The sequence below is a fragment of the Burkholderia cepacia genome, assembly GCF_001718835.1.
In the GTDB taxonomy this organism is placed as follows: Bacteria; Pseudomonadota; Gammaproteobacteria; order Burkholderiales; family Burkholderiaceae; genus Burkholderia; species Burkholderia cepacia_F.
Genome location: NZ_CP013443.1, coordinates 1643648 through 1667495 on the forward strand (window position 1 = coordinate 1643648; position 23848 = coordinate 1667495).

The following is a 23848-nucleotide window of genomic DNA, read 5'->3' on the forward strand; positions in this document are numbered from 1 at the left end:
GCGCGGGGGCCTCCATCGAGTGTAGGTCGCCGCGTCGCGCGACGCGGCCGAATCGGGAATAATCCCTAGGAAATGGTCTGTTTCCGGCGGCGCAATGCCTGCGGGCGACGTGTCGGAACGGCCGCTGTAGTGTTTTTGTAATTCGACGGCGCACGCGTGCGCCGGCTCAGGAGTCCCGATGACCGCATGTCCCGCCGCTGCGCTGCCCGTGCTCGAAACTGCGCGGCTGTGGCTGCGTCCACGCGTGCTGGCCGATCTCGATGCCTGCCTCGCGATGGATCGCGATCCCGAGGTCACGCGGCACATCGCGGGCCCGTGGCACGATCCCGTCGAGCATCGACGCTTCGTCACGCACCGGATCACGCGCGACTATCCGCCGGGCCTCGGCTACTGGTCGATCTTCGAGAAGGCCGCACCCGATGCGTTCATCGGCTGGATCCTGCTGATTCCGGACTATGCGGACGGCGCGCGCGACGTCGAGATCGGCTGGCGGCTGGTGCGCAACGCGTGGGGGCGCGGCATCGCGAGCGAGGCGGCGGCTGCCGTCGTGCGCCACGCCTTCGACACCGTGCGCCTGCCGCGCGTGATCGCCGATATCGCGGAGGCCAACGCCGGCTCGCTGAACGTCGCGCGCAAGCTCGGGATGCGCCGGGTGAGCGTCGTGCAGGACGGCATCCCGTACATGCGCTACCGGCTCGAGCGCGACGATCTGCGCAGGTAGCGGCCGAGCATCGGCGTGCGGTTGTCATGGATCGTCAAATCCGGGCAGGCGAGGGATGCGCGGTATTAACGCCGTGCAGGATCAGGAGTATCGTTGCCGGAATTTGTCGACAGAGGGCTCGATCATGTCACTCGGCCGCGATGTTCACCTGATTCCCGTCAAGCTGGAAGAACTGCGTCCCACGCAGATGACGGTCGGCTATCGCGAAGTCAAGGCGAAGCGCAAGCACTGGAAGGGGCTCAGCAAGCGCGCGCGCAAGACCGCGATCGAATCGCACTGGTTCCCGGCCGTGCTCGGCCCGGGCGGGCTGCACTACATCACCGATCATCATCATCTCGGCCTCGCGCTGATCGAGGAGGGCGAGGCGCGCGTGAACGCGATGCTGCTGAAGGACCTGTCGTGGCTCGACGACACGATCTTCTGGCGGATGATGGAACACAACCAGTGGGTGCATCCGTTCGGCGCGGACGGCACGCGCCGCGACTACACGAACCTGCCGAAGGCGCTGACGGGGCTCGTGGACGATCCGTACCGCAGCCTCGCCGGCGAACTGCGCACCGCGGGCGGCTACGCGAAGGACGCGACGCCGTTCAGCGAATTCCTGTGGGCCGACTACCTGCGCCAGCACGTGTCGCTCGACCAGATCCGCAAGAACTTCGCGAAGGCGCTCGATATCGCGCTGCATCGCGCGCACGAGCAGGATGCCCGCTATCTGCCCGGCTGGTCAGGCGTCATCGCCGTCAGGCCCTGAGCACCTCATGACGACCGCCCCGATCCGCCCCGATGCCGGCCCGCAGCATGCCGAGCATTTCTCCGCGCTCGACGCGGCCTCGCCGCCGCCGACGCGGCGCATCGGCCTCGACGCGCTGGCCGGCCTGTCGATCGCGGGCCTGCTGATACCCGAGGCGGTCGCGTACGCGGGGCTGGCCAACCTGCCGCCGCAGGCCGGTCTCATCGCGTTGCTGTCGGGGCTCGTCGTCTATGCGCTCACCGGCAGCAGCCGTTTCGCGATCGTGTCGTCGACGTCGTCGTCGGCCGCCGTGCTCGCGGCGACCGTGCTCGCGGAGTCGGGAATGGCGCTTGCCGCGCAGCTCGCGCTCGCGGCGGCGCTCGTCGCGATGACGGGCGTGCTGTTCATCCTGGCGGGTGCCGCGCGGCTCGGCGGCATGTCGGATTTCGTCGCGCGGCCGGTACTGCGCGGCTTCACGTTCGGCCTCGCGCTGACGATCGTCATCAAGCAGTTGCCGAAGATTCTCGCGATTTCCGTGCAGCACAGCGATGCACCGCATGTCGCGCTCGACCTGATCACCGGCGCGCCGCACGCGAATCTCGCGAGCGTCGTGCTCGGTGCGACCGCGCTGGCGTTGCTGTTCGCACTCGGACGGAGCTCGCGGGTGCCCGCGACGCTCGTCGTGATCGTGCTGTCGATCGCGGCCGGTTATGCGATCGACTGGCAGCGGTACGGCATTGCGATCGTCGGCCATATCGACTTCAGGCATATCGAGTTCGGCCTGCCGACCCTCGACCGCAACGCGTGGATGCAGACCATCGAGCTTGCGTTCGCGCTGATGCTGATCCTGTATGCGGAGTCGTACGGGTCGATCCGCAACTTCGCACTGAAGCATGGCGACAGCGTGTCGCCGAACCGCGACCTCGTCGCGCTCGGCTGCGCGAATCTCGTGTCGGGCCTGCTGCACGGGATGCCGGTCGGCGCCGGCTATTCGGCGACCTCGGCGAACGAAGCGGCCGGCGCGCAGTCGCGCTTCGCGGGCCTGTGGGCGGCGGGCGTGGTCGCGCTGATCGTGTGGCTGCTGCTGCCGCAGCTCGCGCGCACGCCGGAGCCCGTGCTCGCGGCGATCGTGATCTTCGCGGTCAGCCACTCGCTGCATCCGTCGGTATTCCGGCCGTACTGGGCGTGGCATCGCGACCGGCTCGTCGTGATCGCCGCGCTGCTCGCGGTGCTCGTGCTCGGTGTGCTGCACGGGCTGCTCGCGGCCATCGGCGTGAGCCTGCTGCTGACGCTGCGCAAGTTGTCCGAGCCGAACGTCAGCGTGCTCGGCAGGCTGCGCGACAGCCATGATTTCGTCGACGTCGCGAGCCACGCCGACGCGAAGCCGGTGCCGGGCGTGCTGATCGTGCGGCCCGAGGCGCAGCTGTTCTTCGCGAATGCGGACCGGATGTTGAACCGTGTGCGCGCGTTGATGAAGGCCGCGCCGGACACGCATACCGTGATGCTGAGCCTCGAGGAAACACCGGATGTCGACGGCACGACGATCGAGTCGTTGCGCACCTTTGCGGCCGAATGCGCGGCGCGCGGCCAGCGCTTGGCGATGGTGCGGCTCAAGGTGCATGCGCTGCATGCGTTGCGTCGCGCGGCGGACGATACGCTGCACGACGATGCGATGTCGGAGCTGAGCGTCGACGAGAGCCTGCAACTGCTGCAGGCGTCGGGCCGCACGGCGACGGCCGACGCCTGACGGGGTCAGCGCGCATCAGGCACGTCGAGCACGTCGAGCAAGTCGAAGCGATACGCGATCTCGAGCGGCCGCGCCGGATCGAGCGTGACGGCGGTCGCGACGCCGCGCGCGTTGATCGGGTTCGGCGCGAGCGATGCCGCGCAACCCAGCTCGAATGCGCTCGCAACCGGCTCGACGCCGACGCAGAGATTGCGCCCGTTCCACGGCGCATGGGTCCTGCCGCGATTGCTGATCCACAGCAGCAGCGACGGCAGCACGGCGGCATCCCACGTCAGGCGGCAGGCCGTGCCGGCCACCTCGTCATGCAGCGTCACGCCGCCGTCGATCCCGCACAGCTGCACGATTTCCTCGGTCGCGTCCGCGAACGGCAGCCGGTCGAACGCGCGATGGCCGCCGTCGGCGAGCGGCACCCGGTCGAGGGTCTCGAACGTCGCGCCGGGGCGGCCGCGCGACACGCCGGGCTCCGGTCCGCCCGGATGCACGACGCCGAAGCGGAACGCGTCCGGCTCGATGCGAAACGCGCCCGCGAGCGCCGGCAGCGCGAGATTCGGATGCAGGCCGATGGGGCGGCGTGCACCGGCGCGCGCATCGATCCGCAGCACGACGTCGAGCGCGGGACGGTGCGGGTCGGCGCGGATCGTGCGCGTGAGCCGCGCGATCGGCGAGCTGGCCGGATAGTCGAGCGCGATCTCGATGTCGAGCGCGCCGCGCCGCACGCAGGTCCATTGGCCGATGCAGCCGTAGCCGTGCTGCAGGTCGTCGCTCGGGTCGAGCGGCGCGTCGTGCGCGGCGACGGGCGTCGCAACCGCGTCGCGCCAGCCGTCGGCGAGGCCGTCCACCGACGGCTCGGCGTCCGCATATGGCACGCCGAACGGCACGCACGCGAATTCGCTGCGCATCACGCCGAGCAGGCCGTCGGGCCGGGGCGCGGGTTCGTCGAGCCACGGCGGCTCGTAAAACGGCCGGACGATGCGATCGCCGACGACGAACGCGACGCCGCCGAGCATGCCGCCTTGCGCATGCACGTCGAAGGCGCCGTGCGCCCATTCGAGATGCCAGACAGATTCGGATTCCATGAGATCGATGCGTGAATGCTGAGAGCGTTGAAGGCGGCGCGGCCGGTCAGTTTTCTTCCTCGCGCCAGCACGTGCCGTGCCGCGCGAGCAGCGCGCTCGCCGGCGCGGGGCCCCAGCTGCCGGCCGCGTAAGGCTTCGGTGCGGGCGCGCGCTGCGCGGCGTCGGCGAGGATCGGCGCGACCCAGCGCCATGCGGCTTCCTGTTCGTCGCGGCGCACGAACAGCGCGAGGCGTCCCGCGATCACGTCGAGCAGCAGGCGCTGATAGGCTTCCATCCGGTTTTGCTGGAAGAAGCGGTCGAACGCGAGATCGAGATGCACGCCCTGCAGCGACATGCCGAGCCCCGGCTGCTTCGCGAGCGTGCTGAGCCGGATCGCTTCGTCGGGCTGCAGGCGGATCGTCAGCCGGTTCGAGCCGGGCCGCAGCGCCGCGGCGCCGAGCGCCGAATGCGGCACCGGCCGGAAGTTGACGACGATCTCGGCCACGCGATCGGCGAGCCGCTTGCCGGTGCGCAGGAAGAACGGCACGCCGGCCCAGCGCCAGTTGTCGACCTCGGCCTTCAGCGCGATGAAGGTCTCGGTGGCGCTGTCGGCCGCGATGCCCGGCTCGTCCCGGTAGGCCGGCACGGCCGCGCCGCGCACCGCGCCCGCGCGATACTGGCCGCGCACGACGCTGCGGGCAATGTCGTCGCCGGCGAGCGGCTTCAGCGCACGCAGCACGCGCAGCTTCTCGTCGCGCACCGCGTCCGCGTCCATCGATTGCGGCGGCTCCATCGCGATGATCGCGAGCAGTTGCAGCAGGTGGTTCTGCACCATGTCGCGCAGCGCGCCGGTCTGGTCGTAGAACGCGCCGCGCCCGCCGACGCCGAGTTCTTCCGCGACGGTGATCTGGATGTTCTCGATCCATTCGCGCCGCCACAGCGGCTCGAACATCACGTTGCCGAAGCGCAGCGCGAACAGGTTCTGCACCGCCTCCTTGCCGAGGTAGTGATCGATCCGGTAGATCTGCTCCTCGCTGAAGATCGTGCCGACCGCATCGTTGATCGCGGCCGACGACGCGAGATCGTAGCCGAGCGGCTTCTCGAGCACGACGCGCGAAGACGGCGGCGCGAGGCCCGCCGCCGCGAGCGAGCGGCAGATCGGCACGAACAGCGACGGCCCGGTCGCGAGATAGAAGATGCGCCGGCCCGGCATCGGCTCGAGCGCGTCGCGCAGGCGCGCGAACGCGTCCGGACGGCTCGCGTCGAGTTCGACGTAGGCGAGCCGTTCGACGAAGCCGCGCCATGACGCCGTGTCGAACAACGCGGCATCGACGTGCGGGCGCACGGACGCATCGACCCAGCGCAGGTAGCCGGCATGGTCGAACGGATTCTGCGCGACCGCGACGATGCGTCCGGCGCTCGCGAGCAGGCCGTCGCGATGCGCGGCGTACAGCGCCGGCAGGATCTTGCGCATCGCGAGGTCGCCGGTGCCGCCGAACAGCACAAACGCGAACGCGGACGGGTCGCGCGATGCGGATGCGTGGGCGGCGTTCATCGCGGCAGACTCGCGGCAATGCCCGACGCGTCGAGCTGTTCGGCCACTTCGGCCGCCGTCGGCGCATAGGCGCCTGCATGCGCACAGGCGACCGCCGCGCACGCGGCCGCGTAGCGCAGATGCTCGGCGGCCGGCGCGTCGGGGCGCGTGAGCAGGCTCGCCATCCAGCCGCCGATGCTCGCATCGCCGCAGCCGACGGTGTCGGCCACCTCGGTCGGGAACGCGGGCTGGAACAGCGTGTCGCCGCCGTGGAACAGCTGCATGCCGGCCGCGCCGCGCGTGACGAGCATCGTTGCGTCGGGCGCCCACGTGCGCAGTTGCGCGAGTGCGGCAGCTTCATCGAGTTCGGGAAACAGCCCGCGCAGATCCTCGTCGGACACCTTGATCCAGTCCGCGAGCCCGGCCAGCCGGCGCAGCGTGTCGCGATACGACTGCGCGGCCATCGGCGCACGGAAGTTCGGGTCGAACGAGATGCGCTTGCCGGCCGTCCGCGCGGCCTGCGCGACTTCGATCAGGCGCGCCGCGAGCGGCTCGCGCACGACGCCGAGCGAGCCGACGTGCACGATCTCGGCCGCATCGAGCGCACCGGGGGGCAGGTCCGCCGGATCGAACGCGAGATCGGCGCTGTTCTCGCCGATGAAGAAATAGTGGGGCGGCTGCTTCGACACGACCATCGCGAGCAGCGGCGCACGATCGACCTGCCGGATGAAGCGCAGGTCGAGCCCGGCGTCGGCACTCTTGCGCATCAGCTCGTCGCCGAAGATGTCGCGGCTGACCGTGCCGGCGAAGGCCGTCGGCACGCCGAGCCGGGCGCCGACGCGCGCGACGTTCCAGCATGAGCCGCCGGCGATGCTGTGCCAGTGCTGCGCGTCGTCGCGGATGAAATCGGTCAGCGCTTCGCCGAATACGATCAGGCGGGGGAACGTCGTCGTCATGTCTGGGCGTCACGCCGCGAGGTCGCGCCGTGCCTTGTTGCGGTTGTTCGGTTGACGGGAGCCGTCGTGCGGCCCGGCCGGCGCGGGCGCGGTGCGGCCCGCGCCGGGCGGGTCAGTGCGGCGTGCTCCACCCCTTGTAGGTCTTCACGTTGTCGCGCGTGATGAGCGTCGGCTCGATCAGGATCATCGGATTGGCCGGCTTCTGGCCGTTCATGATCCCGTAGCCGACGTTGACCGCCTGCTGCGCCATTGCCCAGGGGTCCTGGCTCGACGATGCCTGCACGAGCGTGTTGGACTTGAGCGCGACCTCGATGTCGGGTGCGCCGTCGACCGACGTGATCACGATGCCCGGACGGTTCAGCTGCTTCGCGGCGAGGTCGCTGCCGATCGCCTGCGGGTCGTTGATCGTGAACACCGCGTCGAGCTTCGGAAAGCGCGTCAGGTAGCCCTGCATCGCGTTCATTCCGCCTTCGCGCGAACCCTTGCCGTCCTGGTCGCTCGACAGCAGCTTGATGCCGGCGTTTTTCGCGAGCACGGTCTTGCAGCCGTTGACGCGATCGATCACGGCCGACACCTGCGGGCCATTCTCGATGATCACGTTGCCCTTGCCGTTGAGCTTCTTCGCGATGTAGTCGCACGCGAGTTCGCCGGCCTTCACGTTGTTGGTCTGCACGGTCGCGTTTGCGCCGGCCGCGGCGACGTCGACCGCGACGACCGTGATGCCGGCCGCCTGGGCCTTCTTCACCGCCGGCTCGATCGCCTTCGGGTCCGTCGCGTTGAGCAGGATCATGTCGACGTGCGCGGAGATGAAGTTGTCGATCTGCGTGAACTGCTTGTTCAGGTCGTAGTCGGCCGAGACGGCCGTGACCTTCGCATTCGGATTGAGCTGCCTGGCGCGTGCTTCGGCACCCTTGACGATCGTGACGAAGTACGGATTGCCGAGCGATCCGACCGTGACGCCGATCGATTTGAGCGGCTTGTCGGCCGCGTGTGCGGCGGAAGCGCCGAAGGCGAGGGCGCAGGCGACGGCGGTCAGGGCGGCTTTGTGCTTGAACATGTCGTTGTGTCTCCGAGAGGTCTGTTGGTGAACGGGCGCGGGCGAACCGGCCTGCGCCGCAAGGTTGATTCGACGGGAAGGTCAGGTGCGCGCCGAGTCGCGCTGGCGATAGCGATCGAGCGCAACGGCGCCGATGATCACGAGCCCCTTGATGATGTACTGCCAGATGTCGGACACGCCGAGCAGTACGAGGCCGTTCGTCAGTACCGCGATGATCAGCGCACCGATCAGCGTGCCGACGATCGAGCCGACGCCGCCGACGAAGCTCGTGCCGCCGAGGATCACCGCGGCGATCGCGTCGAGTTCGTACGACTGGCCGAGCTGCAGGCCGTTTGCCGCATAAAGCCGCGCGGCCGACATCACCGCGCCGAGCCCGGCGAGCAGGCCCGACGCCGCATAGACGAACATCTGGACCGCCCGCACGTTGATGCCCGACAGGCGCGCGGCTTCCGGATTGCCGCCCACCGAATAGATGCGCATCCCGAGCACCGTGCGGCGCAGGATGAACCACGAGATCGCGATCACCGCGCACGCGATGACGACGAGCCAGGGCACGCCGAGGATCGTGCCGTTGCCGATGAACGCGAACGGCAACTGCGGATTGAACACGGTGGTGTCGTTGCCGATCAGGCGCGCGACGCCGCGCACGGCCGTCATCGCGCCGAGCGTGACGATGAACGGCGGCAGGCGCAGGAACGAGATCAGGCCGCCGTTGATCGCGCCGAACACGAGGCCGACGACGAGCGCGAACGGCACGCCGAGCCAGCCCCAGCCCGGAATGGTCGACGCGAGCAGCGCCGCGACGGCCGCGGCGGCGAGCACCGAGCCGACCGACAGGTCGATGCCGCCCGTCAGGATCACGAAGGTCATGCCGGCGGCGAGCACGATGTTGATCGACGCCTGCTGCGTGACGATCGACAGGTTCTGCAGCGTGAAGAAGCCGTCGGTCAGGAAGCCGAAGCCGATGCACAGAACCAGCAGCACCGGCAGCATGCCGGCGGTGCGGATCAGCGACTGCATGCGGGCGCGGTGATCGGCGCCGCGCAACAGCGGCGTACGGTTGCCCACCGGATGGGCCGTCGCGGAAGCGAGGTTCCGCTGCTTGGTCGGGTTGATCATTTCGGTAACCTGAATGTAAGAGTGAACTGAAAGGGCGGGCTCAGTGCGCGTCGGCAAGTTCGGCCTGCGAGCCGGTGGCGAGCGCGATGATGGCTTCCTGCGTGATGGGCGTATGCGTGTGGCCGCCGAGTTCGCCCGCGATCTCGCCTTCGCGCATCACGAGCACCCGGTCGGCGACGCCGATGATCTCCGGCAGTTCGCTCGAGATCACGATCACACCGACGCCGGCTCGGGCCAGTTCGTTGATGATCCGGTAGATCTCGGATTTCGCGCCGATATCGACGCCGCGTGTCGGTTCGTCGAGGATCAGCACGCGCGGCTTCGTTTCGAGCAGGCGCGACAGCAGCACTTTCTGCTGGTTGCCGCCTGACAGCGCGCCGACGTTGACGTTCGCGTGGGGGACGCGGATCGACAGCGATGCAATGGCGTCGCGTGCACGTTCGGCGCCGCGCGCGAGGTCGAGCGCACCGAGCCGCGCATCGCGGTTGCAGACCGAGATGTTGATGTTGTCGCGTACGCTCATGTCGAGGAACAGGCCCTGGCGCTTGCGGTCTTCGGTCAGGTAGACGAGGCCGGCGTCGATCGCGTCACGCGGCGAATGCGCGCCGAACGTGCGGTCGCCCACCTTCACGTCGCCGCGCACGCGCGGTTCGGCACCGAAGATCAGCCGCGCGAGCTCGGTGCGGCCCGCGCCGACGAGCCCCGCGATGCCGAGCACTTCGCCGGCATGCAGGTCGAGGCTGCAGCCGCGCACGCGCGCGCCGTCGGCGATGTCGCGTACCGACAGCAGCAGGTGGCCGGGGTCGTACGGCGCGTGTTCCTTCTTGTAAAAGCCGGAGATGTCGCGGCCGACCATCATCGCGACAAGACGCTCGGCCGACAGCGATGCGCGCTCGAGCGTGCCGACATACGTGCCGTCGCGCAGCACCGACACACGGTCGGACAGCTCGTAGATCTCCGCCATCCGGTGGCTGATGTAGATGATTGCGAGACCTTCCTCGCGCAACTGGCGGATCAGGCGGAACAGGTGTTCGGTCTCGCGCGACGACAGCGGCGTGGTCGGCTCGTCCATCACGAGGATGCGTGCGCGGGTGTGCACGGCGCGCGCGATCTCGACGAGCTGCTGTTCCGCGATCGACAGCGTGCCGACCAGCGTGTCGGGCCCGAACGATGCGCCCAGGCGCGCGAGCACGTCCTCGCAGCCGCGTGCCATTGCCGCGCGGTCGATCGTGCCCCAGCGCCGGTTGCCGCGCCGCAATTCGCGGCCGATGTAGATGTTTTCCGCGACGCTCAGGTTCGGCGACAGGCACAGCTCCTGGTAGATCACCGCGACGCCCGCATCGCGCGCGGCGAGCGGGCCGTCGATGTCGATGCGCGCGCCGTCGATCAGGATCTCGCCGCCGGCGTCGGCGCGGTATGCGCCCGACAGGATCTTCATCAGCGTCGATTTGCCCGCGCCGTTTTCGCCCATCAGCGAGTGGATCTCGCCGGGATAGACGGTCAGGCTCACGTTGTCGAGCGCGCGCACGGCCGGGAACGTCTTGCTGATCCCGCGCATCTCGAGCAGCGGGCGGGGCGACTCAGATCGCGACATGGTTCACCTCCTGCGAGTCGGTGCGGGCGCCCTTGAGGATGCCGGCCCGCGGGGAAAAGTTGAAATACATCGGCAGCGTGGCTGCGCCGATCGCGCCGGCGTCGGCGCCGAACGTGCCGCGTACGAGCACCGGCGTGCCGCGCGCTTCGGGCGCGGTGGCCACGAGCGCGGCACGCAGGCGCGTTGTCACCGCATCGAGCAGGCCCGCGTCGGTATCGGCATCGAGCACGACCACCGGCGCATCGACCACACACAGCACCGCGCGCAACGCGGGGGCGAGCGCGTCGACGCAATCGTCGATCCATTCGTCGACGGCGGGTACGCCGCGAGCGATGCAGGCTTCAAGATCGGCCCGGTTGTCGACCGTCTCGCCGCGATGGCGCAGATGGCGCACGAGCGCATGCAGCGACGCGCGCGCGAGCAGGATGTCCCACGGGCCGCGCGGCGGCGGCGCGGACGCGAGCCGGCTCGGCGGCACGGGAATCACGGCGATGTCGCCCGCGTTGCCGGTCACGCCGCGCAGGCAGTCGCCGTCGATCGCGATGCCGCCGCCAATGGCCGGCCCGATGAACAGGTAGACGAAGTCGTCGCACTGCCGGCCGTAGCCGTAGAACAGCTCGGCGATCGCGGCCGAATTGCCGTCGTTTTCGCCGAATACCGGAAGCGACTGCGTGCGGCCGAGGTCGCTTGCGAAATCGACGTCTTCCCACGCGCGGAACGTGTCGGGTGCGAGGCCGAGTTCGCGCATCCAGGCGCCGAGGTTGTACGGCTGCGCGACGCCGATGCCGGTCAGGCGGGCGCGTTCGTGGTCGGGGAGCAGGGCCTGCATCGTTTCGATGTCGTGGCGGACGATCTCGAGCACGTCGGCGGGCGGAGGCAGCAGCGTGTCGTGCGAGCGGCGGCCGAGCACGTCGCCCGCGAAGTTGACGAGCGCCGTTTCGATGCGCATCCGGTCGAGATGGACGCCGATGCCGAACGCACCGCGCGGGTCGAGGCGAATCAGCGAAGCCGGCTGACCGCGCTGGCCTTCGGTTGCGGCCCGCGAATTCGATCAGCTTCGCGTCGGCGAGCGACGTGATGATGCTGCCGACCGCCGTGCCCGTCATGTTCGCAAGGCGGGCGAGGTCGGCCTTTGACGCGCTGCCTGCGCGGCGCAGCGTCTTCAGCAGCAGGCGCTCGTTGTAACGGCGCACGTTGGCCGAATTGCTGCCCTGGCCGAAGTGCGGGCTTCTCATGGCGTCTCCTTCCATGGTGCGCCGTGCGGCGGCGCATTAAATAAATCACGTTGATTTATTTAACCGCGTGAGCGCCGGCATGTCAGCCTAGGGAAATCCCGGGCATGGGGAGGGCGCGGCGGCGACAGGAAACTGCGTGGAGAAGATCGGCCCGTACGCGAAGATGGCGCGAGACGGTGTGCGAGATGAAGGAGGCCGGCATGCAGCCGGTTTTTCAGGGGGAGAGGGCTAGGACAAAGAGCGCGCAGGCGCTTTGCTTCCTGGGCTGAAAATGAAAAAAGGCCAGCTTGCGCTGACCTTTTTTGAAATCAAGTGGTGCCCAGGAGAGGACTCGGTCACACATGCGCGACCCCGGCTGCGCTTGCAAGCGCAGCCTTTCGAGTCCTCGCGCAAAGCGCGCAGGCGCTTTGCTTCCTGGGCCAGAAATGAAAAAGGCCGGCTCGAAGCCGACCTTTTCTAAAAACAGATGGTGCCCAGGAGAGGACTCGAACCTCCACGATGTTGCCACCGCTAGGACCTGAACCTAGTGCGTCTACCAATTCCGCCACCTGGGCACGTTTCGCTTGGTGCTGCATTCGCGAAAGACCGCAATTATAGAGCAGTTGCGAAGGCTGTCAACAGGTTTTTTGCACCCGCTCAAAAACCTCGGCGCGCGCGTCGGACGACGTCGCGCGTTCGGCGAGCGTCACGTAGTCGCCCGACACCGTGCGCTCGACACGCGCGTCGACGCGGTATGCGCGTCGCAGGTTCGCGGGCGTCAGCACGTCGGCGACGCCGCCATCGGCCACCACGCCTTCATGGCCGAGCAGCACGAGACGATCGCAGAAGCGGGCCGCGAGATTCAGGTCGTGCATCGCGACGAGCGCAATCGCACCGCGTCGCGTGACCGCATCCCGCATGGCCTCCAGCGCGAGCAACTGCCAGCGCAGGTCGAGCGCGCTCGTCGGCTCGTCCAGCAGGAGCAGCGGCGTGTCGCGCACCAGCACCTGCGCGAGCCCAACCATCTGGCGCTGTCCGCCCGACAGCCGGTCGAGCGGCGTCGTCGCGAGCGCATGCAGGTTCAGCTGCGCGAACACGCGTTCGAGGCGGGCATCCTGCCCGTCGGCCGACAAGCCGCCGCAGGTCGCGCGCAGCGCGCCGCGCACCGCCTCGTAGACGAGCAGCGACGTCGGCTGCGGCAGCGTCTGCGGCAGGTAGCCGACGCGGCGCATGTGGTCGCGGCGCGCGCCGCGCAGCAGGTCGTGCCGGTCGAGCGTCGCGGCGCCGCGCGCGGTGACGAGGCGGGCGAGCGCGCGCAGCAGCGTCGATTTGCCCACGCCGTTCGGGCCAAGCAGCGCGACGGCGCTGCCGGGCGGCACCGGCCGCAGCGACAGCCGCGCGAGGATCGTGCGCGCGCCGTACGCGACGTCGAGCCCGTCGATGCGCAGCGCGTGTGGCAGCTTATCCATCGAGCCTCCTGCGGCGGCTGATCAGCGTCATGAAGAGCGGCACGCCGACGAGCGCGGTGATGATGCCGATCGGCAGCACGACGCCCTCGACGAGCGTCTTGCTGAGCACCGATGCGGCCGACAGCATGATCGCGCCGGCGAGCGCCGCGCCGGGCAGGTAGTGGCGGTGGTCGTCGCCGACGAGCAGCCGCGCGACGTGCGGGCCGACCAGGCCGACGAAGCCGATCGTGCCGACGAACGACAGCGCGGTCGCCGACAGCAGGCTGATGCGCACGAGCGTGACGAGCCGCAGCCGCTCGACCGCGATGCCCATGCTGCGGGCCTGTTCCTCGCCGGCGCGCAGCGCGGTCATCGACGCGACGCCCGGCGCGCTCCACAGCATGCTGGCCGCGAGCACGCACGCGAGGATTGCGATCTTGCTCCAGGTCGCCCGCGCGAGGCTGCCCATGCTCCAGAACACGATCTGCTGGAGCGCGTTCGCATCGGCGATGAACTGCAGCAGCCACAGCAGCGCCTCGAAGCTGAACATCAGGCCGATGCCGAACAGCACGACGGTTTCGGTCGTCGCGCCGTGCCGCCACGCGAGCCAGACGATCAGGAGCGTCGCGGACAGCGCGCAGCCGAACGCGCCGAGCGACAGCGCGAGGTTTTCGTTCCACAGCACGAGGTGCCAGCCGGAGATCACGACCAGCGACGCGCCGACGCTCCCCGCCGCGGCGATGCCGAGCGTGAACGGGCTCGCGAGCGGGTTGTTCAGCACGGTCTGCATCTCGGCGCCGGCGAGCCCGAGCGCCGCGCCGACCAGCACCGCCATCAGCGCGTAGGGCAGGCGCACGTTCCACAGGATCACGCGCTGTTCGAGCGGCAGCCCATCCGGACGGAACAGCCCGGTCACGATATCCGCGACCGGAAACGACGACGGGCCGGTCGCGATGTCGACGACCAGCAGCGCGACGAGCACGCAGGCCAGCATCGCGAGCGCGCCGACGCGCCGCGCGGCGATCGCCCGGTAGCGGACCCGCAGCGAAGCGGACGGGACGGGGGCGGCTGCGCTCATGCGGCATCCTCGCGCTGGACCGGCGCGCACGCGACGCGCACCGCGAGCGCGGCGCTCGGCATCACGACGCCGCCATGATCCTCGCCGTCGATCAGCCTGAACGTCGCGGCGAGCCCCTGGCGGCGGCCCACGCGCTGCACGAAGTCGCGGGCCGAGCTGACCTGCTTGCGCGCCTGTTGCCGGCGCATGCGCTCGGGGTCCGGGTTCGGCGCGCCTTCCTCGAGGCTGCCCGCGGTCACGACGACGCGCAGCGCCGGGTCGAGCGGCGCCGCCTGCGCGGCGAAGCGGTCGGCATACGGCAGCAGCGCGCGCTCGCCCCACCAGATCGACGGGCTCGCGGCGACGTAGCGCCGGAACAGGTGCGGGCGCGTCAGCAGCGCATACAGCGTCAGCAGGCCGCCGTACGAGTGGCCGAACAGCGTCTGCCGGCCGGCGTCGATCGGCCACTGGCGCGCGAGCCACGGCTGCACGTCGTGCTCGATGAAGTCGAGAAAGCGGTCCGCGGCGAGACCCTGTCCGTCCGGCAGCGGCGCGAGCGTGTAGTCGTCGGCGCGCGCCTGCATGTCGTACGGCGCGTCGGTCGGATAGCCGATGCCGATCACGATCGGCGCGGGTTCGCGCGCGGCGTCCGGCCGCGCCGCGCGATTGCGCGCGAGCGGCGCGGCGAGCGGGAACAGCGCGTTGCCGTCGAGCAGGACCAGCACCGGATGCGGCCCGCTCGCCGAGCGCTCGGCCGGCAGCGCGACGAACAGGCGCCGGCTTCGGCCGGCGACCGTCACGTCGAACTGGTGGCTGGCGGGGAGCCGGACGAGCGGCGCGTCGGCGGCGGCCGGCCATGCCGACGCATGCAACACCTTTGATGCGGCGCCGGCGCACGCGCCGCGGGTCGCGAGCGCGCCCGCGAGGCCGGCGAACAGCAGGCCGCGACGCATGGGAAGCACGGGGGAGGGATGCCCGCTCATGTCACGATCCTTCCTGAATCCAGTACTCGCCGTTCAGCGCAACCGGCTGGAAGCGGCGCACCATCGTGTCGAACGTGCGACGCGGATCGAGATCCGCGAACAGGTCCGGATGCAGCCACTTCGCCATCGCCTGCACCGCGACGACATTGAACGGCGAGTTGTAGAAGTGATGCCAGATCGCATACGCGCGACGTTCGCGCACCGCGCGCAGCGGCGCGATCGTCGGGCGCTGGAGCGCGCGGTCGAACGAGCGCACGGCCGCGTCCCGCGACACGCCGGCGCCGAGCGCGATGCGCTGTGGTGCGCTCTGCAGCGTGCGGGCCGAGCCGATCCCGGTGCCGATGTAGAAATCGGGCTGGCGGCTCAGCAGGTATTCCGGGTTCAGCGTGCCGTGCTCGCCCGGCACGCGGCCCTTCGCGACGTTGTCGCCGCCGGCCGCGTCGAGCAGCTTGCCGAGCATGCCCGTCATCGTTTCGCAGCAGTCGCTCGACAGGCCGACGCGGCTTTCGAGGAACACCGTCGGCGCGGCGGGGCGGGCCGTCTTCAGGCGGGTGCGGACGAGGTCGAGCTGTTCCTGCCAGGACGCGTTGAAGTCAGCCGCGCGTTGCGGCGCGCCGAACACCTGGCCGAGCACCGCGATGCTGCGCGGCGTGTTGACGAGCGGATCGTGGCGAAAATCGACGAACACGATCGCGACGCCCGCGGCTTCGAGCCGCGCCAGCGTCTCGCGATCGCGCTCGCCGGGCCCGTGGCCGCCGCCGAGCCCGAAGATCGCGACCTGCGGCCGCAGCGCGAGCGCGCGTTCGTCGCTGAAACTGCCGGCCTGCGAGCGTCCGATGCGCGGGACGTCCTTCAGCCGCGGAAAGCGCTCGAGCCATTGCGCGTAGCTCGCCGGATCGAGCTGCTCGAAGTCGCCCATCATGCCGACGAGGCGGCGCGCCGGATCGCCGGCGTCGACGATCGCGAGCGCGGGCAGCAGCCGTCCTTCGCCGAGCAGCACGCGCTCGACGCGCGCGGGAACCCGCACCTGCCGGCCCGCGAGGTCGGTGACGGTCGTCGTGTCCGCATGCGCGGCGTGCATCAAGAGCCAGCCGCACAGCCAGATGCCGAGCGTGGCCCACATTCCGCTTGTCTTTCTCACGCTACTCCCGATACGATATAAATGAGAACGATTCTCATTTAATTGTAACCGAGAGACGGGGCCGGAGCGGACGCTGTCCGTTTGACCAAACGACTAAATAGTTTGCGCGAGCACCGACCGCGCACGGGGGTATCCGAGATGACTGCATGGGCGCCAGGCGCTTTCCCTTCCGATTGCCATCGACACGACGCGCATATTGCGCGGGTCCGCGAAGTGCGGCCCGGCCTGCGCGTGCACGCGGACGACGCGACCGACGAATTCGACGCGGTGATGTCGGGCCAGTGCACGCCGGGCCTGCATCTCGTGCTGCTGCTGGAAGGGGCGCTCGACGTGTCGTACGGCGACCGGCGCGTGCTGCTGACGACGGACGGCCGCAGCGCGTGCCGCGATGCCGCGGCCCGGCCCAATGCGACCCGATCGAGCGCGGCGCGGCCGCATGTGCGGATGCAGTCGTTCCTGCTCAATGCGCTGCAGCCCGACACGTTCCGCCGACGCCTGAGCAAGGGCGGCTATGCGCGGCGGCTCAGTCTCGCGATGTCCGACGAATGGCTCGCGCATCTGCAGGCCGCGAGCCGCGCGGCATTGCCGGAGCGGCTCGATTCGATGCTGTCCGCGCATCTCGCGATCCGCTTCTGGCAACCGACGCCGCGCGCGACCGCGCTCGCCGAGCAGATCGTGCGGCCGCCGTCCTACCAGCCGATGCTGCAGGCGATCTACCTCGAAAGCCGCGTGCTCGAACTGCTCGCCGAGGCGTTCGCGCCGCTCGAGGCGGAGGCGGCGCAGGCGTCGGATGCGGCGCTCGGCTCGCGCGACTATCGGCGGATGGCGGAGCTGCGCGCGTTTCTCGCGAGCGACGCCGCGCAGGACCTGTCGCTCGACGACATCGCGCGCCACGCCGGGATGAGCGCGAACGCGATGCAGCGCCAGTTCCGCGCCGCATACGGCACGACGGTGTTCGACTTCATTCGCGAGCATCACCTGCAGCGCGCGCGGCTCGCGCTCGAGCGCGACGCGGTGAGCGTCAAGCAGGCCGCGGCGCTCGCCGGCTACACGAGCGCCGCGAATTTCGCGACCGCGTACAAGCGCCGCTTCGGCGTGACGCCGACGCTCGCGCGGCGCAGCGATCGGCGCTGACCGGTGCTGATCGGTGCTGATCGGTGCCGATCCGCATCGCGGCGGCGCTCAAACAAGATCGAAGCTTTCGCAAAGATTTCAGCGTATGACAGGTTCCATAATGCAAATGAGAATCAATCACATTGTGGAGCAGCGAAAGCGTCATCATGTCGAGTCACGTTGCGAAGTTTGCGTTGAAGCCGGCCGTGGTCGCCGGCCTGTATCTGATGGGGGCATCCTGCGCGTGGGCGCAGCAGACGCCTGACAAGCAGGGCGATGCTGCTGCGTCGGCTGCGTCGGCCGCGTCCGGCGACCCGGCGGCGATGAAGGAAATCGTCGTGACGGCGAGCCGCCGCGAGCAGGCGATCAAGGAGGCCCCCGCCAGCATCTCGGTGATCACCCGCGACGAGATCGAGGCGAAGCCCTACACATCGGTCGCCGAGATCGTCGGCAAGGTCGAGGGCGTGAGCGTCGTCGGCGGGTCGCCGAACGATCAGGACATCTCGATTCGCGGAATGCCCGGCGAATACACGCTGTTCCTCGTCGACGGCCGCCGGCAGAACACCCGCGAAACGATGAACCGCGGCACCGCGGGCGTGCAGTCCAACCTGCTGCCGCCGCTTTCCGCGATCGAGCGGATCGAGGTCGTGCGCGGGCCGATGTCGTCGCTGTACGGCGCCGACGCGATGGGCGGCGTGGTCAACGTGATCACGCGCAAGGTGCCGAAGCGCTGGGGCGGCACGCTCACCGCGAGCAGCGTATGGCAGCTCGAGTCGAACCAGGGCGATACGCAGAGCGTCGATTTCTGGCTCGGCGGCCCGCTGAAGTCCGACGTGCTCGGGCTGCAGGCATCCGGGCGCCTGCTGCACCGGGGCGAGGACAGCCTCTACTACCCGGCGAGCGGGGCCAGCGGCGCGAACGGGCAGCGCATCGGCAGCTTCGACGTGAAGCTCGCCGCGAAGCCGACCCGCGACCAGGACATCAGCGTGAACGTTGGCCGCGAGCAGCTCACCTATCTCAGCACGCCGGGCAAGAGCGAGGCGCCGCTCACGCCGCGCACCGCGACCTCCGCGATCACCGAGACGCGTCACGTCCGCGACTACTGGGGCATCACGCACGACGGCCGTTGGGGCTTCGGCAACACGACGCTGTCGCTGTACGGCGAGCGCGGCGTGCAGGACCAGTGGACGCCGGTGGGGCGCTCGCCGGTGAAGCCCGCGCTGACGGATACGATCCTCGAGGGCAAGGTCGAGGTGCCGTGGTGGGGCGAGCGCAACATCCTGACCGTCGGCGGCCAGCACATCTGGTCGAGGCTGTCGGGCGTCGGCAGCCAGGACGCGGTGCCGAAGGGCCACGCGATCAATTCGGACCGCATCTCGCGCAACGCTTGGGCGCTGTTCGGCGAGAACGAGTACTTCTTCAACGACCGCTTCACGCTGACGACCGGCGTGCGGCTCGATCACGACGAGCGCTACGGCAGCCACGTGAGCCCGCGCGTCTACGGCGTGTACAAGCTCACCCAGGCGTGGACGGTGCGCGGCGGCGTGTCGACCGGCTTCCGGCCGCCGTCGCTGCGCCAGAGCACGGGTGGCTACTGCATGACATCGGGCGGCGCGGCGGGGGCGGTGCCCGGCACGCTGTGCGGCAACCCGGACCTGAAGCCCGAGACCAGCGTGACCGAAGAGCTCGGCGTGCGCTACGACATGGGTGACACGTACGCGGGCCTGACGCTGTTCAACAACCTGTTCAGGAACAAGGTCACGAGCTACGACACGGGCGTAGCCGACCCGCGCTCGCCGGGCCGCAACATCTACAAGTACGACAACATCGACCGGGTCAAGCTGTACGGGCTCGAGCTCGGCGCGGGCACGCGCGTGACGCGCACGGTGAGGGTGTCGGGCGCGTACACGCTGACGCAGTCGCGCCGCGAAGGCAACGGCGAGAAGGCATTCAACGGCGGCTCGCTCGACGGCCAGCCGCTCGACAAGACGCCGAAGCACAAATTCAACGTGCAGGTCGACTGGGCGCCGACGCCGAAGCTCGACCTGTATGCGACGGCCAACTACATCGGCAGCGAATACTGGGCGGCGTTCCGCAACGGCGCGCAGGGCGTGCGCGAGCGGCCGTCGACGACGACCTTCGACCTCGGCGGCCGTTACCGGATCGACAAGCGCTTTTCGGTCAATTTCGCGGTGCTGAACGTGACCAACAAGATGGTTCCGGTCGACGACCGCACCCGCGCGAACGGCCTGAGCGGCAACTGGCTCGTCGACCAGGGCCGCCGCATCGCAGTGAGCGTCACGGCCGAAATGTGAAGGCGCGGCCGGCGCCGCACCGACATGCCGCCGGCCCATTCAATCTGGAGGTCAATCTCATGAACATGGTTTCCCGTCCCGCGACACTATTGGCACCCCGAAACATCTGGGAGGTCTATCGTCCCGATACGCCGCTGTTTCTCGCGACGCCGGCTCATGCGCTGCTCGCGACCGACGCGGCGGATATTGTTCCGCACGCCGATGCGCCGCTCGCGTCGCGCGTCGCGGATGCGCTGCGCTGAGGGTTGCGCGCACGCTGCTGCGCGCCGGCCCGCTCGGTGCGCTGCGCGCCCCGGCGCTCGCCGCGACGCGCCATGCGACGCGCACGGTGCCGTCGGCGGACGTCTACGGGAACGCGGTCGCGCAGGCCGCCGCCCGCATCCGCGCGGGCGAGCTCGCCAAGGTCGTGCTGGCGCGCACGCTCGAGATCACCGGCGAACGGCCGGTCGACGTCGCGCCGCTGGTCGCACGGCTCGCGGCCCGCAATCCGCATGGCTATACGTTCTCCGTCGACCTGGGCGCCGGCCGCACGCTGCTCGGCGCGAGCCCGGAGCTGCTCGTGAGCCGCTTCGGCGGCATCGTGCGCGCCAATCCGCTCGCGGGCTCGGCGCCGCGCAGCCCCGATCCGGTCGAGGATCGCCGCCGCGCGGACGCGCTGCTCGCATCCGTGAAGGATCGCGACGAGCATCGGGTCGTCGTCGACGCGGTGCGCGACGCGCTCGCGCCGTTGTGCCGGCATCTCGACGTGCCCGTGCGTCCGTCGCTGATCCACACCGCGACGATGTGGCACCTGTCCACCGAAGTGCGCGGCGAAACCGACGCCGACGCGCTGACGCTCGCGCTCGCGCTGCATCCGACGCCGGCCGTCTGCGGCGCGCCGCGCGCGGCCGCCCGTGCGTGCATTCGCGACGCGGAGCCGTTCGATCGCGGCTTCTACGCGGGGATGCTCGGCTGGGTCGATACGCAAGGCGACGGCGAATGGGTGGTGACGATCCGTTGCGCGGAGGCACACGATCGCACGCTGCGGCTCTACGCGGGCGCGGGCGTCGTCGGCGAATCGACGCCCGAAGGCGAGTGCGCGGAGACCGCCGCGAAATTCCGGACGATGCTCGACGCGCTCGGCGTGAGCCACGACGTCGCGCCGGAGGCCGCATGATGCGCGCGCACGGCACGCCGTGGCCGGACGCGTTCGCCGACGCGTACCGTGCGAAAGGCTACTGGCGCGGGCAATCGTTCGCGCAATGGCTCGACGAGCGCGTCGAGTGGCATGGCGAGCGCATCGCGCTCGTGCAGGACGACATCCGCTGGTCGTATCGCACGCTCGCCGACGAAGCGGCGCGCGTCGCCCGCGCGTTGACCGCGCGGGGCATCGCGCCGGGCGAGCGCGTCGTCGTGCAGTTGCCGAACTGCGTCGCGTTCTTCGCGGTGACGTTCGCGCTGTTCCAGCTCGGGGTGCGGCCGGTGCTCGCGCTGCCCGCGCATCGGCGGCGCGAGATCGGCTTCTTCTGCCGGCACGCGCAGGCGGTCGCGTACGTCGCGGCCGAGCGGCACGACGGTTTCGATTACCGGGCGCTCGCGCGCGACGTGCAGGCCGACGCGCCGACGCTGCGACACCTGCTGTTCACGGCGCCCGGGAACGCGAACCTCGCGCTGGCCGACGCGCCGGCGCACGTCGCGCTGCCGCCTGAACCGGCCGCGGGCGAGGTCGCGTTCCTGCAACTGTCGGGCGGCACGACCGGCACGCCGAAGCTGATCCCGCGCACCCACGACGACTACCTGTACAGCGTGCGCGAAAGCGCGCGCATCTGCGCTCTGAGCGAGCGCAGCGTCTATCTCGCCGCGCTGCCGGCCGCGCACAACTACGCGCTCAGCTCGCCGGGCTCGTTCGGCGTGCTGCACGCGGGCGGCACGGTCGTGCTGTGCGACGGCGCGAGCCCGGATGCCGCGTTCCCGCTGATCGAGCGCGAGCGCGTGACGGTCGTCGCGCTCGTGCCGCCGCTGGTGCCGGTGTGGCTCGCAGCCGTGGCGCGGCGGCGGGAGGCGCTCGCGAGCCTCGAGCTCGTGCAGGTCGGCGGCGCGCGCTTCGACCCGGCGCTCGCGGCGCGCGCGGCGGACGGTTTCGGCGCGCAGCTCCAGCAGGTGTTCGGGATGGCCGAAGGGCTCATCTGCTGCACGCGGCTCGACGATCCGCGCGAGCTGGTGACCGGCACGCAGGGGCGGCCGATCTCGCCGGACGACGAGATCCGCATCGTCGACGACGACGACCGTCCGGTCGTGCCGGGCGAGGTCGGCCATCTGCTGACGCGCGGCCCGTACACGATACGCGGCTACTACGAGGCGCACGCGCACAACGCGCGCGCATTCACCGCGGACGGCTTCTATCGCACCGGCGATCGCGTGCGGGTCACGGCCACCGGGCATCTGATCGTCGAAGGGCGCGCGAAGGACCAGATCAATCGCGGCGGCGAGAAGGTCTCCGCCGAGGAAGTGGAGAACCTGCTGCTCGCGCACCCGGGCGTCGTCGATGCGGCGCTCGTGCCGATGCCCGATCCGTATCTCGGCGAGCGCAGTTGCGCGTACGTGATCCGCGGCACGCCTGCGCCGGGCGCGGCGGAACTGATCCGGTTCGTGCGCGAGCAGGGCGTCGCCGCGTTCAAGGTGCCGGACCGGATCGAATTCGTCGACGTATTCCCGAAGACACCCGTCGGCAAGATCGACAAGCGCGCGCTGCGCGAGCGCATCGCGTCGCAGTTGAGCGCAGCGGCATGACCCAAGCGCGGGCGGCACGCATCGCCCGGGCATCGATATTTTCAACAGCACTCCATCATGGCCATTCCGAAGATTCCTTCCTACCCGATGCCGGCCGAGCTGCCGGCAAACCGCGTGACGTGGGGTTTCGAGCCGCAACGCGCCGCGTTGCTCGTGCACGACATGCAGGACTATTTCCTCGATTTCTACGATCGCGACGCGGCGCCCGTGCCGGCGCTGCTGGCGAACGTGCGGCGCCTGATCGACTTCGCGCACGCGAGCGGGATGCCGGTCTGCTACACCGCGCAATCGGCGGCGCAGACGCCCGAGCAGCGCGCGCTGCTGACCGACATGTGGGGGCCCGGGCTCACCGCGCAGCCGTCGCGCGAAGCGATCTGCGACGCGCTCGCGCCGGCGCCGGCCGACACGGTGCTCGACAAGTGGCGCTACAGCGCATTCCAGCGCTCGGATCTCGACATCCTGTTGAAAGAGCAGGGGCGCGACCAGCTCGTGATCTGCGGGATCTACGCGCACATCGGCTGCCTGATGACCGCGTGCGACGCGTTCATGCGGGACATCCGGCCGTTCTTCGTCGCCGATGCGCTCGCGGATTTCTCCGAGCGCGAGCACCGGATGGCGCTCGACTACGTGGCGGGGCGCTGCGGCAAGGTCGCGACCACCGGCGAGCTGGTCGGCGCGGCCGCGGGCGACGCCGCGCAGAGCGCGCCCGCGACGCTCGCGCAGGTCGCCGCGCAGGTCGCGCACAGCCTGGGGGTGCCGGTCGCCGATCTGCGCGCGGGCGACAACCTGCTCGACTGCGGGCTCGATTCGGTGCGCCTGATGATGCTCGTGGAAACCTGGCGGGCCGCCGGACACGACGTCACGTTCGTGCAGCTCGCGGAGCAGCCGACGCTCGACGCGTGGACGCACCTGCTGCAGCGCCCGGCGCAGGTGGCCGCATGACGGCGCGCCCGATCCCGGACGCGCAGCCGGCGCCGTTCGTCAGCACCGCCGAGCTCTCGTTGCCGCAGGCCGACCGCGTGCTGTTCAAGCTCTGCAAGCACTACGCGATCAAGGTGCCGGTCGTGTTCGACGCGCATCGCGCGACGGTCGATTTCCCGTACGGCGTCTGCCGGATGGCGCGCGCCGACGACGTGCTGAGCCTGCGCTGCGAGGCCGACGCCGCGGACAAGCTCGAACAGATCCAGTACGTGATGGACGAGCATCTGGCGCTGATGTCGCGCAATCCGCAGCTCGTCGTCGCGTGGCGCCGCGCGTGACGCGCGCGGCCCGTTTCCCGTTCAACGATTTCTCGT

20 protein-coding genes, 1 tRNA gene and 1 pseudogene are annotated in these 23848 nt (G+C 69.9%); 10 read left to right on the forward strand and 12 right to left on the reverse strand.

Annotation, left to right across the window (positions count from 1 at the left end; all coding sequences use genetic code 11):
- Nucleotides 1-178 precede the first annotated feature (178 nt).
- From WT26_RS10965 to WT26_RS10975, 3 genes are all read left to right on the forward strand, one after another.
- Entirely contained in the window at nt 179-721 is a 543-nt protein-coding gene (locus WT26_RS10965; protein WP_069272867.1) for a GNAT family N-acetyltransferase, read from the forward strand.
- Nucleotides 722-845: 124 nt separating this feature from the next.
- The gene (locus WT26_RS10970) at nt 846-1472 is read left to right on the forward strand and encodes a ParB-like protein (RefSeq protein ID WP_069272868.1); all 627 of its coding nucleotides are present in this window, start codon (nt 846-848) and stop codon (nt 1470-1472) included.
- Nucleotides 1473-1479: 7 nt separating this feature from the next.
- Nucleotides 1480-3198: a SulP family inorganic anion transporter gene (locus WT26_RS10975; RefSeq protein WP_069272869.1), complete on the forward strand. Its 1719-nt coding sequence runs from the start codon at nt 1480-1482 to the stop codon at nt 3196-3198.
- A gap of 5 nt (nt 3199-3203) precedes the next feature.
- On the opposite strand, the gene WT26_RS10980 is transcribed toward WT26_RS10975, so the two are convergent.
- The 12 genes and pseudogenes from WT26_RS10980 to WT26_RS11035 form a co-directional block, all read right to left on the reverse strand.
- Nucleotides 3204-4274, reverse strand: a complete 1071-nt coding sequence (locus WT26_RS10980) for a hypothetical protein (protein ID WP_069270118.1) — start codon at nt 4272-4274, stop codon at nt 3204-3206.
- A 46-nt stretch (nt 4275-4320) separates the two neighbouring features.
- Nucleotides 4321-5808, reverse strand: coding sequence for a glucose-6-phosphate dehydrogenase (gene zwf / locus WT26_RS10985; RefSeq protein WP_069270119.1), 1488 nt, complete (start codon nt 5806-5808; stop codon nt 4321-4323).
- Nucleotides 5805-6743, reverse strand: coding sequence for a carbohydrate kinase family protein (locus tag WT26_RS10990; protein ID WP_069272870.1), 939 nt, complete (start codon nt 6741-6743; stop codon nt 5805-5807). The genes zwf and WT26_RS10990 overlap by 4 nt, the downstream gene beginning before the upstream one ends.
- A 112-nt stretch (nt 6744-6855) precedes the next feature.
- A complete protein-coding gene (locus tag WT26_RS10995; protein ID WP_069272871.1) occupies nt 6856-7800 on the reverse strand; it encodes an ABC transporter substrate-binding protein in 945 nt (314 codons plus the stop codon).
- 81 nt (nt 7801-7881) lie between these two features.
- On the reverse strand, nt 7882-8919 hold the full coding sequence (locus WT26_RS11000) for an ABC transporter permease subunit (RefSeq protein ID WP_059526386.1): 1038 nt from the start codon (nt 8917-8919) through the stop codon (nt 7882-7884).
- A 40-nt stretch (nt 8920-8959) separates the two neighbouring features.
- On the reverse strand, nt 8960-10513 hold the full coding sequence (locus tag WT26_RS11005; protein ID WP_059526383.1) for a sugar ABC transporter ATP-binding protein: 1554 nt from the start codon (nt 10511-10513) through the stop codon (nt 8960-8962).
- Nucleotides 10500-11748, reverse strand: a pseudogene (locus tag WT26_RS11010) (ROK family protein). Before WT26_RS11010 ends, WT26_RS11005 begins: the two are co-directional and overlap by 14 nt.
- A gap of 467 nt (nt 11749-12215) precedes the next feature.
- Nucleotides 12216-12302, reverse strand: a tRNA-Leu gene (locus WT26_RS11015).
- A 60-nt stretch (nt 12303-12362) separates the two neighbouring features.
- Entirely contained in the window at nt 12363-13196 is an 834-nt protein-coding gene (locus WT26_RS11020) for an ABC transporter ATP-binding protein (RefSeq protein ID WP_069270122.1), read from the reverse strand.
- Nucleotides 13189-14253 carry a FecCD family ABC transporter permease gene (locus WT26_RS11025; protein WP_059740180.1) on the reverse strand — a complete coding sequence of 355 codons (1065 nt, stop codon included), beginning with the start codon at nt 14251-14253 and terminating at the stop codon, nt 13189-13191. The genes WT26_RS11020 and WT26_RS11025 overlap by 8 nt, the downstream gene beginning before the upstream one ends.
- Nucleotides 14250-15215: an alpha/beta hydrolase gene (locus WT26_RS11030; RefSeq protein ID WP_230461619.1), complete on the reverse strand. Its 966-nt coding sequence runs from the start codon at nt 15213-15215 to the stop codon at nt 14250-14252. The genes WT26_RS11025 and WT26_RS11030 overlap by 4 nt, the downstream gene beginning before the upstream one ends.
- 1 nt (nt 15216) lies before the next feature.
- The gene (locus WT26_RS11035) at nt 15217-16338 is read right to left on the reverse strand and encodes an ABC transporter substrate-binding protein (protein ID WP_060226797.1); all 1122 of its coding nucleotides are present in this window, start codon (nt 16336-16338) and stop codon (nt 15217-15219) included.
- A gap of 231 nt (nt 16339-16569) precedes the next feature.
- Here WT26_RS11035 and WT26_RS11040 point away from each other — a divergent pair, with 231 nt between their 5' ends.
- From WT26_RS11040 to WT26_RS11065, 7 genes are all read left to right on the forward strand, one after another.
- The gene (locus tag WT26_RS11040) at nt 16570-17490 is read left to right on the forward strand and encodes a helix-turn-helix transcriptional regulator (protein WP_080402377.1); all 921 of its coding nucleotides are present in this window, start codon (nt 16570-16572) and stop codon (nt 17488-17490) included.
- A 146-nt stretch (nt 17491-17636) separates the two neighbouring features.
- Nucleotides 17637-19784 carry a TonB-dependent receptor domain-containing protein gene (locus tag WT26_RS11045; RefSeq protein ID WP_059804192.1) on the forward strand — a complete coding sequence of 716 codons (2148 nt, stop codon included), beginning with the start codon at nt 17637-17639 and terminating at the stop codon, nt 19782-19784.
- Nucleotides 19785-19843: 59 nt separating this feature from the next.
- Nucleotides 19844-20026: a hypothetical protein gene (locus WT26_RS38400; protein WP_230461620.1), complete on the forward strand. Its 183-nt coding sequence runs from the start codon at nt 19844-19846 to the stop codon at nt 20024-20026.
- 86 nt (nt 20027-20112) lie between these two features.
- Complete coding sequence (locus WT26_RS11050) at nt 20113-20940, forward strand: isochorismate synthase (protein WP_230461621.1); 828 nt, start codon at nt 20113-20115, stop codon at nt 20938-20940.
- Nucleotides 20940-22553, forward strand: a complete 1614-nt coding sequence (locus tag WT26_RS11055; protein WP_069273733.1) for a (2,3-dihydroxybenzoyl)adenylate synthase — start codon at nt 20940-20942, stop codon at nt 22551-22553. The genes WT26_RS11050 and WT26_RS11055 overlap by 1 nt, the downstream gene beginning before the upstream one ends.
- Nucleotides 22554-22610: 57 nt before the next feature.
- Nucleotides 22611-23495 (forward strand): isochorismatase family protein, encoded by an 885-nt coding sequence (locus tag WT26_RS11060; RefSeq protein WP_155123096.1) that lies wholly within the window; start codon nt 22611-22613, stop codon nt 23493-23495.
- Nucleotides 23492-23812 carry a DUF2218 domain-containing protein gene (locus tag WT26_RS11065; RefSeq protein ID WP_059531134.1) on the forward strand — a complete coding sequence of 107 codons (321 nt, stop codon included), beginning with the start codon at nt 23492-23494 and terminating at the stop codon, nt 23810-23812. Before WT26_RS11060 ends, WT26_RS11065 begins: the two co-directional genes overlap by 4 nt.
- Nucleotides 23813-23848 lie beyond the last annotated feature (36 nt).

Excerpts from the sequence above, each read along its gene's own strand:
- WT26_RS10965 (WP_069272867.1), top strand. The coding sequence starts at position 179 with ATGACCGCATGTCCCGCCGCTGCGCTGCCCGTGCTCGAAACTGCGCGG.
- WT26_RS10970 (WP_069272868.1), top strand. The coding sequence starts at position 846 with ATGTCACTCGGCCGCGATGTTCACCTGATTCCCGTCAAGCTGGAAGAA.
- WT26_RS10975 (WP_069272869.1), top strand. The coding sequence starts at position 1,480 with ATGACGACCGCCCCGATCCGCCCCGATGCCGGCCCGCAGCATGCCGAG.
- WT26_RS10980 (WP_069270118.1), bottom strand. The coding sequence starts at position 4,274 with ATGGAATCCGAATCTGTCTGGCATCTCGAATGGGCGCACGGCGCCTTC.
- zwf (WP_069270119.1), bottom strand. The coding sequence starts at position 5,808 with ATGAACGCCGCCCACGCATCCGCATCGCGCGACCCGTCCGCGTTCGCG.
- WT26_RS10990 (WP_069272870.1), bottom strand. The coding sequence starts at position 6,743 with ATGACGACGACGTTCCCCCGCCTGATCGTATTCGGCGAAGCGCTGACC.
- WT26_RS10995 (WP_069272871.1), bottom strand. The coding sequence starts at position 7,800 with ATGTTCAAGCACAAAGCCGCCCTGACCGCCGTCGCCTGCGCCCTCGCC.
- WT26_RS11000 (WP_059526386.1), bottom strand. The coding sequence starts at position 8,919 with ATGATCAACCCGACCAAGCAGCGGAACCTCGCTTCCGCGACGGCCCAT.
- WT26_RS11005 (WP_059526383.1), bottom strand. The coding sequence starts at position 10,513 with ATGTCGCGATCTGAGTCGCCCCGCCCGCTGCTCGAGATGCGCGGGATC.
- WT26_RS11020 (WP_069270122.1), bottom strand. The coding sequence starts at position 13,196 with ATGGATAAGCTGCCACACGCGCTGCGCATCGACGGGCTCGACGTCGCG.
- WT26_RS11025 (WP_059740180.1), bottom strand. The coding sequence starts at position 14,253 with ATGAGCGCAGCCGCCCCCGTCCCGTCCGCTTCGCTGCGGGTCCGCTAC.
- WT26_RS11030 (WP_230461619.1), bottom strand. The coding sequence starts at position 15,215 with ATGAGCGGGCATCCCTCCCCCGTGCTTCCCATGCGTCGCGGCCTGCTG.
- WT26_RS11035 (WP_060226797.1), bottom strand. The coding sequence starts at position 16,338 with ATGTGGGCCACGCTCGGCATCTGGCTGTGCGGCTGGCTCTTGATGCAC.
- WT26_RS11045 (WP_059804192.1), top strand. The coding sequence starts at position 17,637 with ATGTCGAGTCACGTTGCGAAGTTTGCGTTGAAGCCGGCCGTGGTCGCC.
- WT26_RS38400 (WP_230461620.1), top strand. The coding sequence starts at position 19,844 with ATGAACATGGTTTCCCGTCCCGCGACACTATTGGCACCCCGAAACATC.
- WT26_RS11055 (WP_069273733.1), top strand. The coding sequence starts at position 20,940 with ATGCGCGCGCACGGCACGCCGTGGCCGGACGCGTTCGCCGACGCGTAC.
- WT26_RS11060 (WP_155123096.1), top strand. The coding sequence starts at position 22,611 with ATGGCCATTCCGAAGATTCCTTCCTACCCGATGCCGGCCGAGCTGCCG.
- WT26_RS11065 (WP_059531134.1), top strand. The coding sequence starts at position 23,492 with ATGACGGCGCGCCCGATCCCGGACGCGCAGCCGGCGCCGTTCGTCAGC.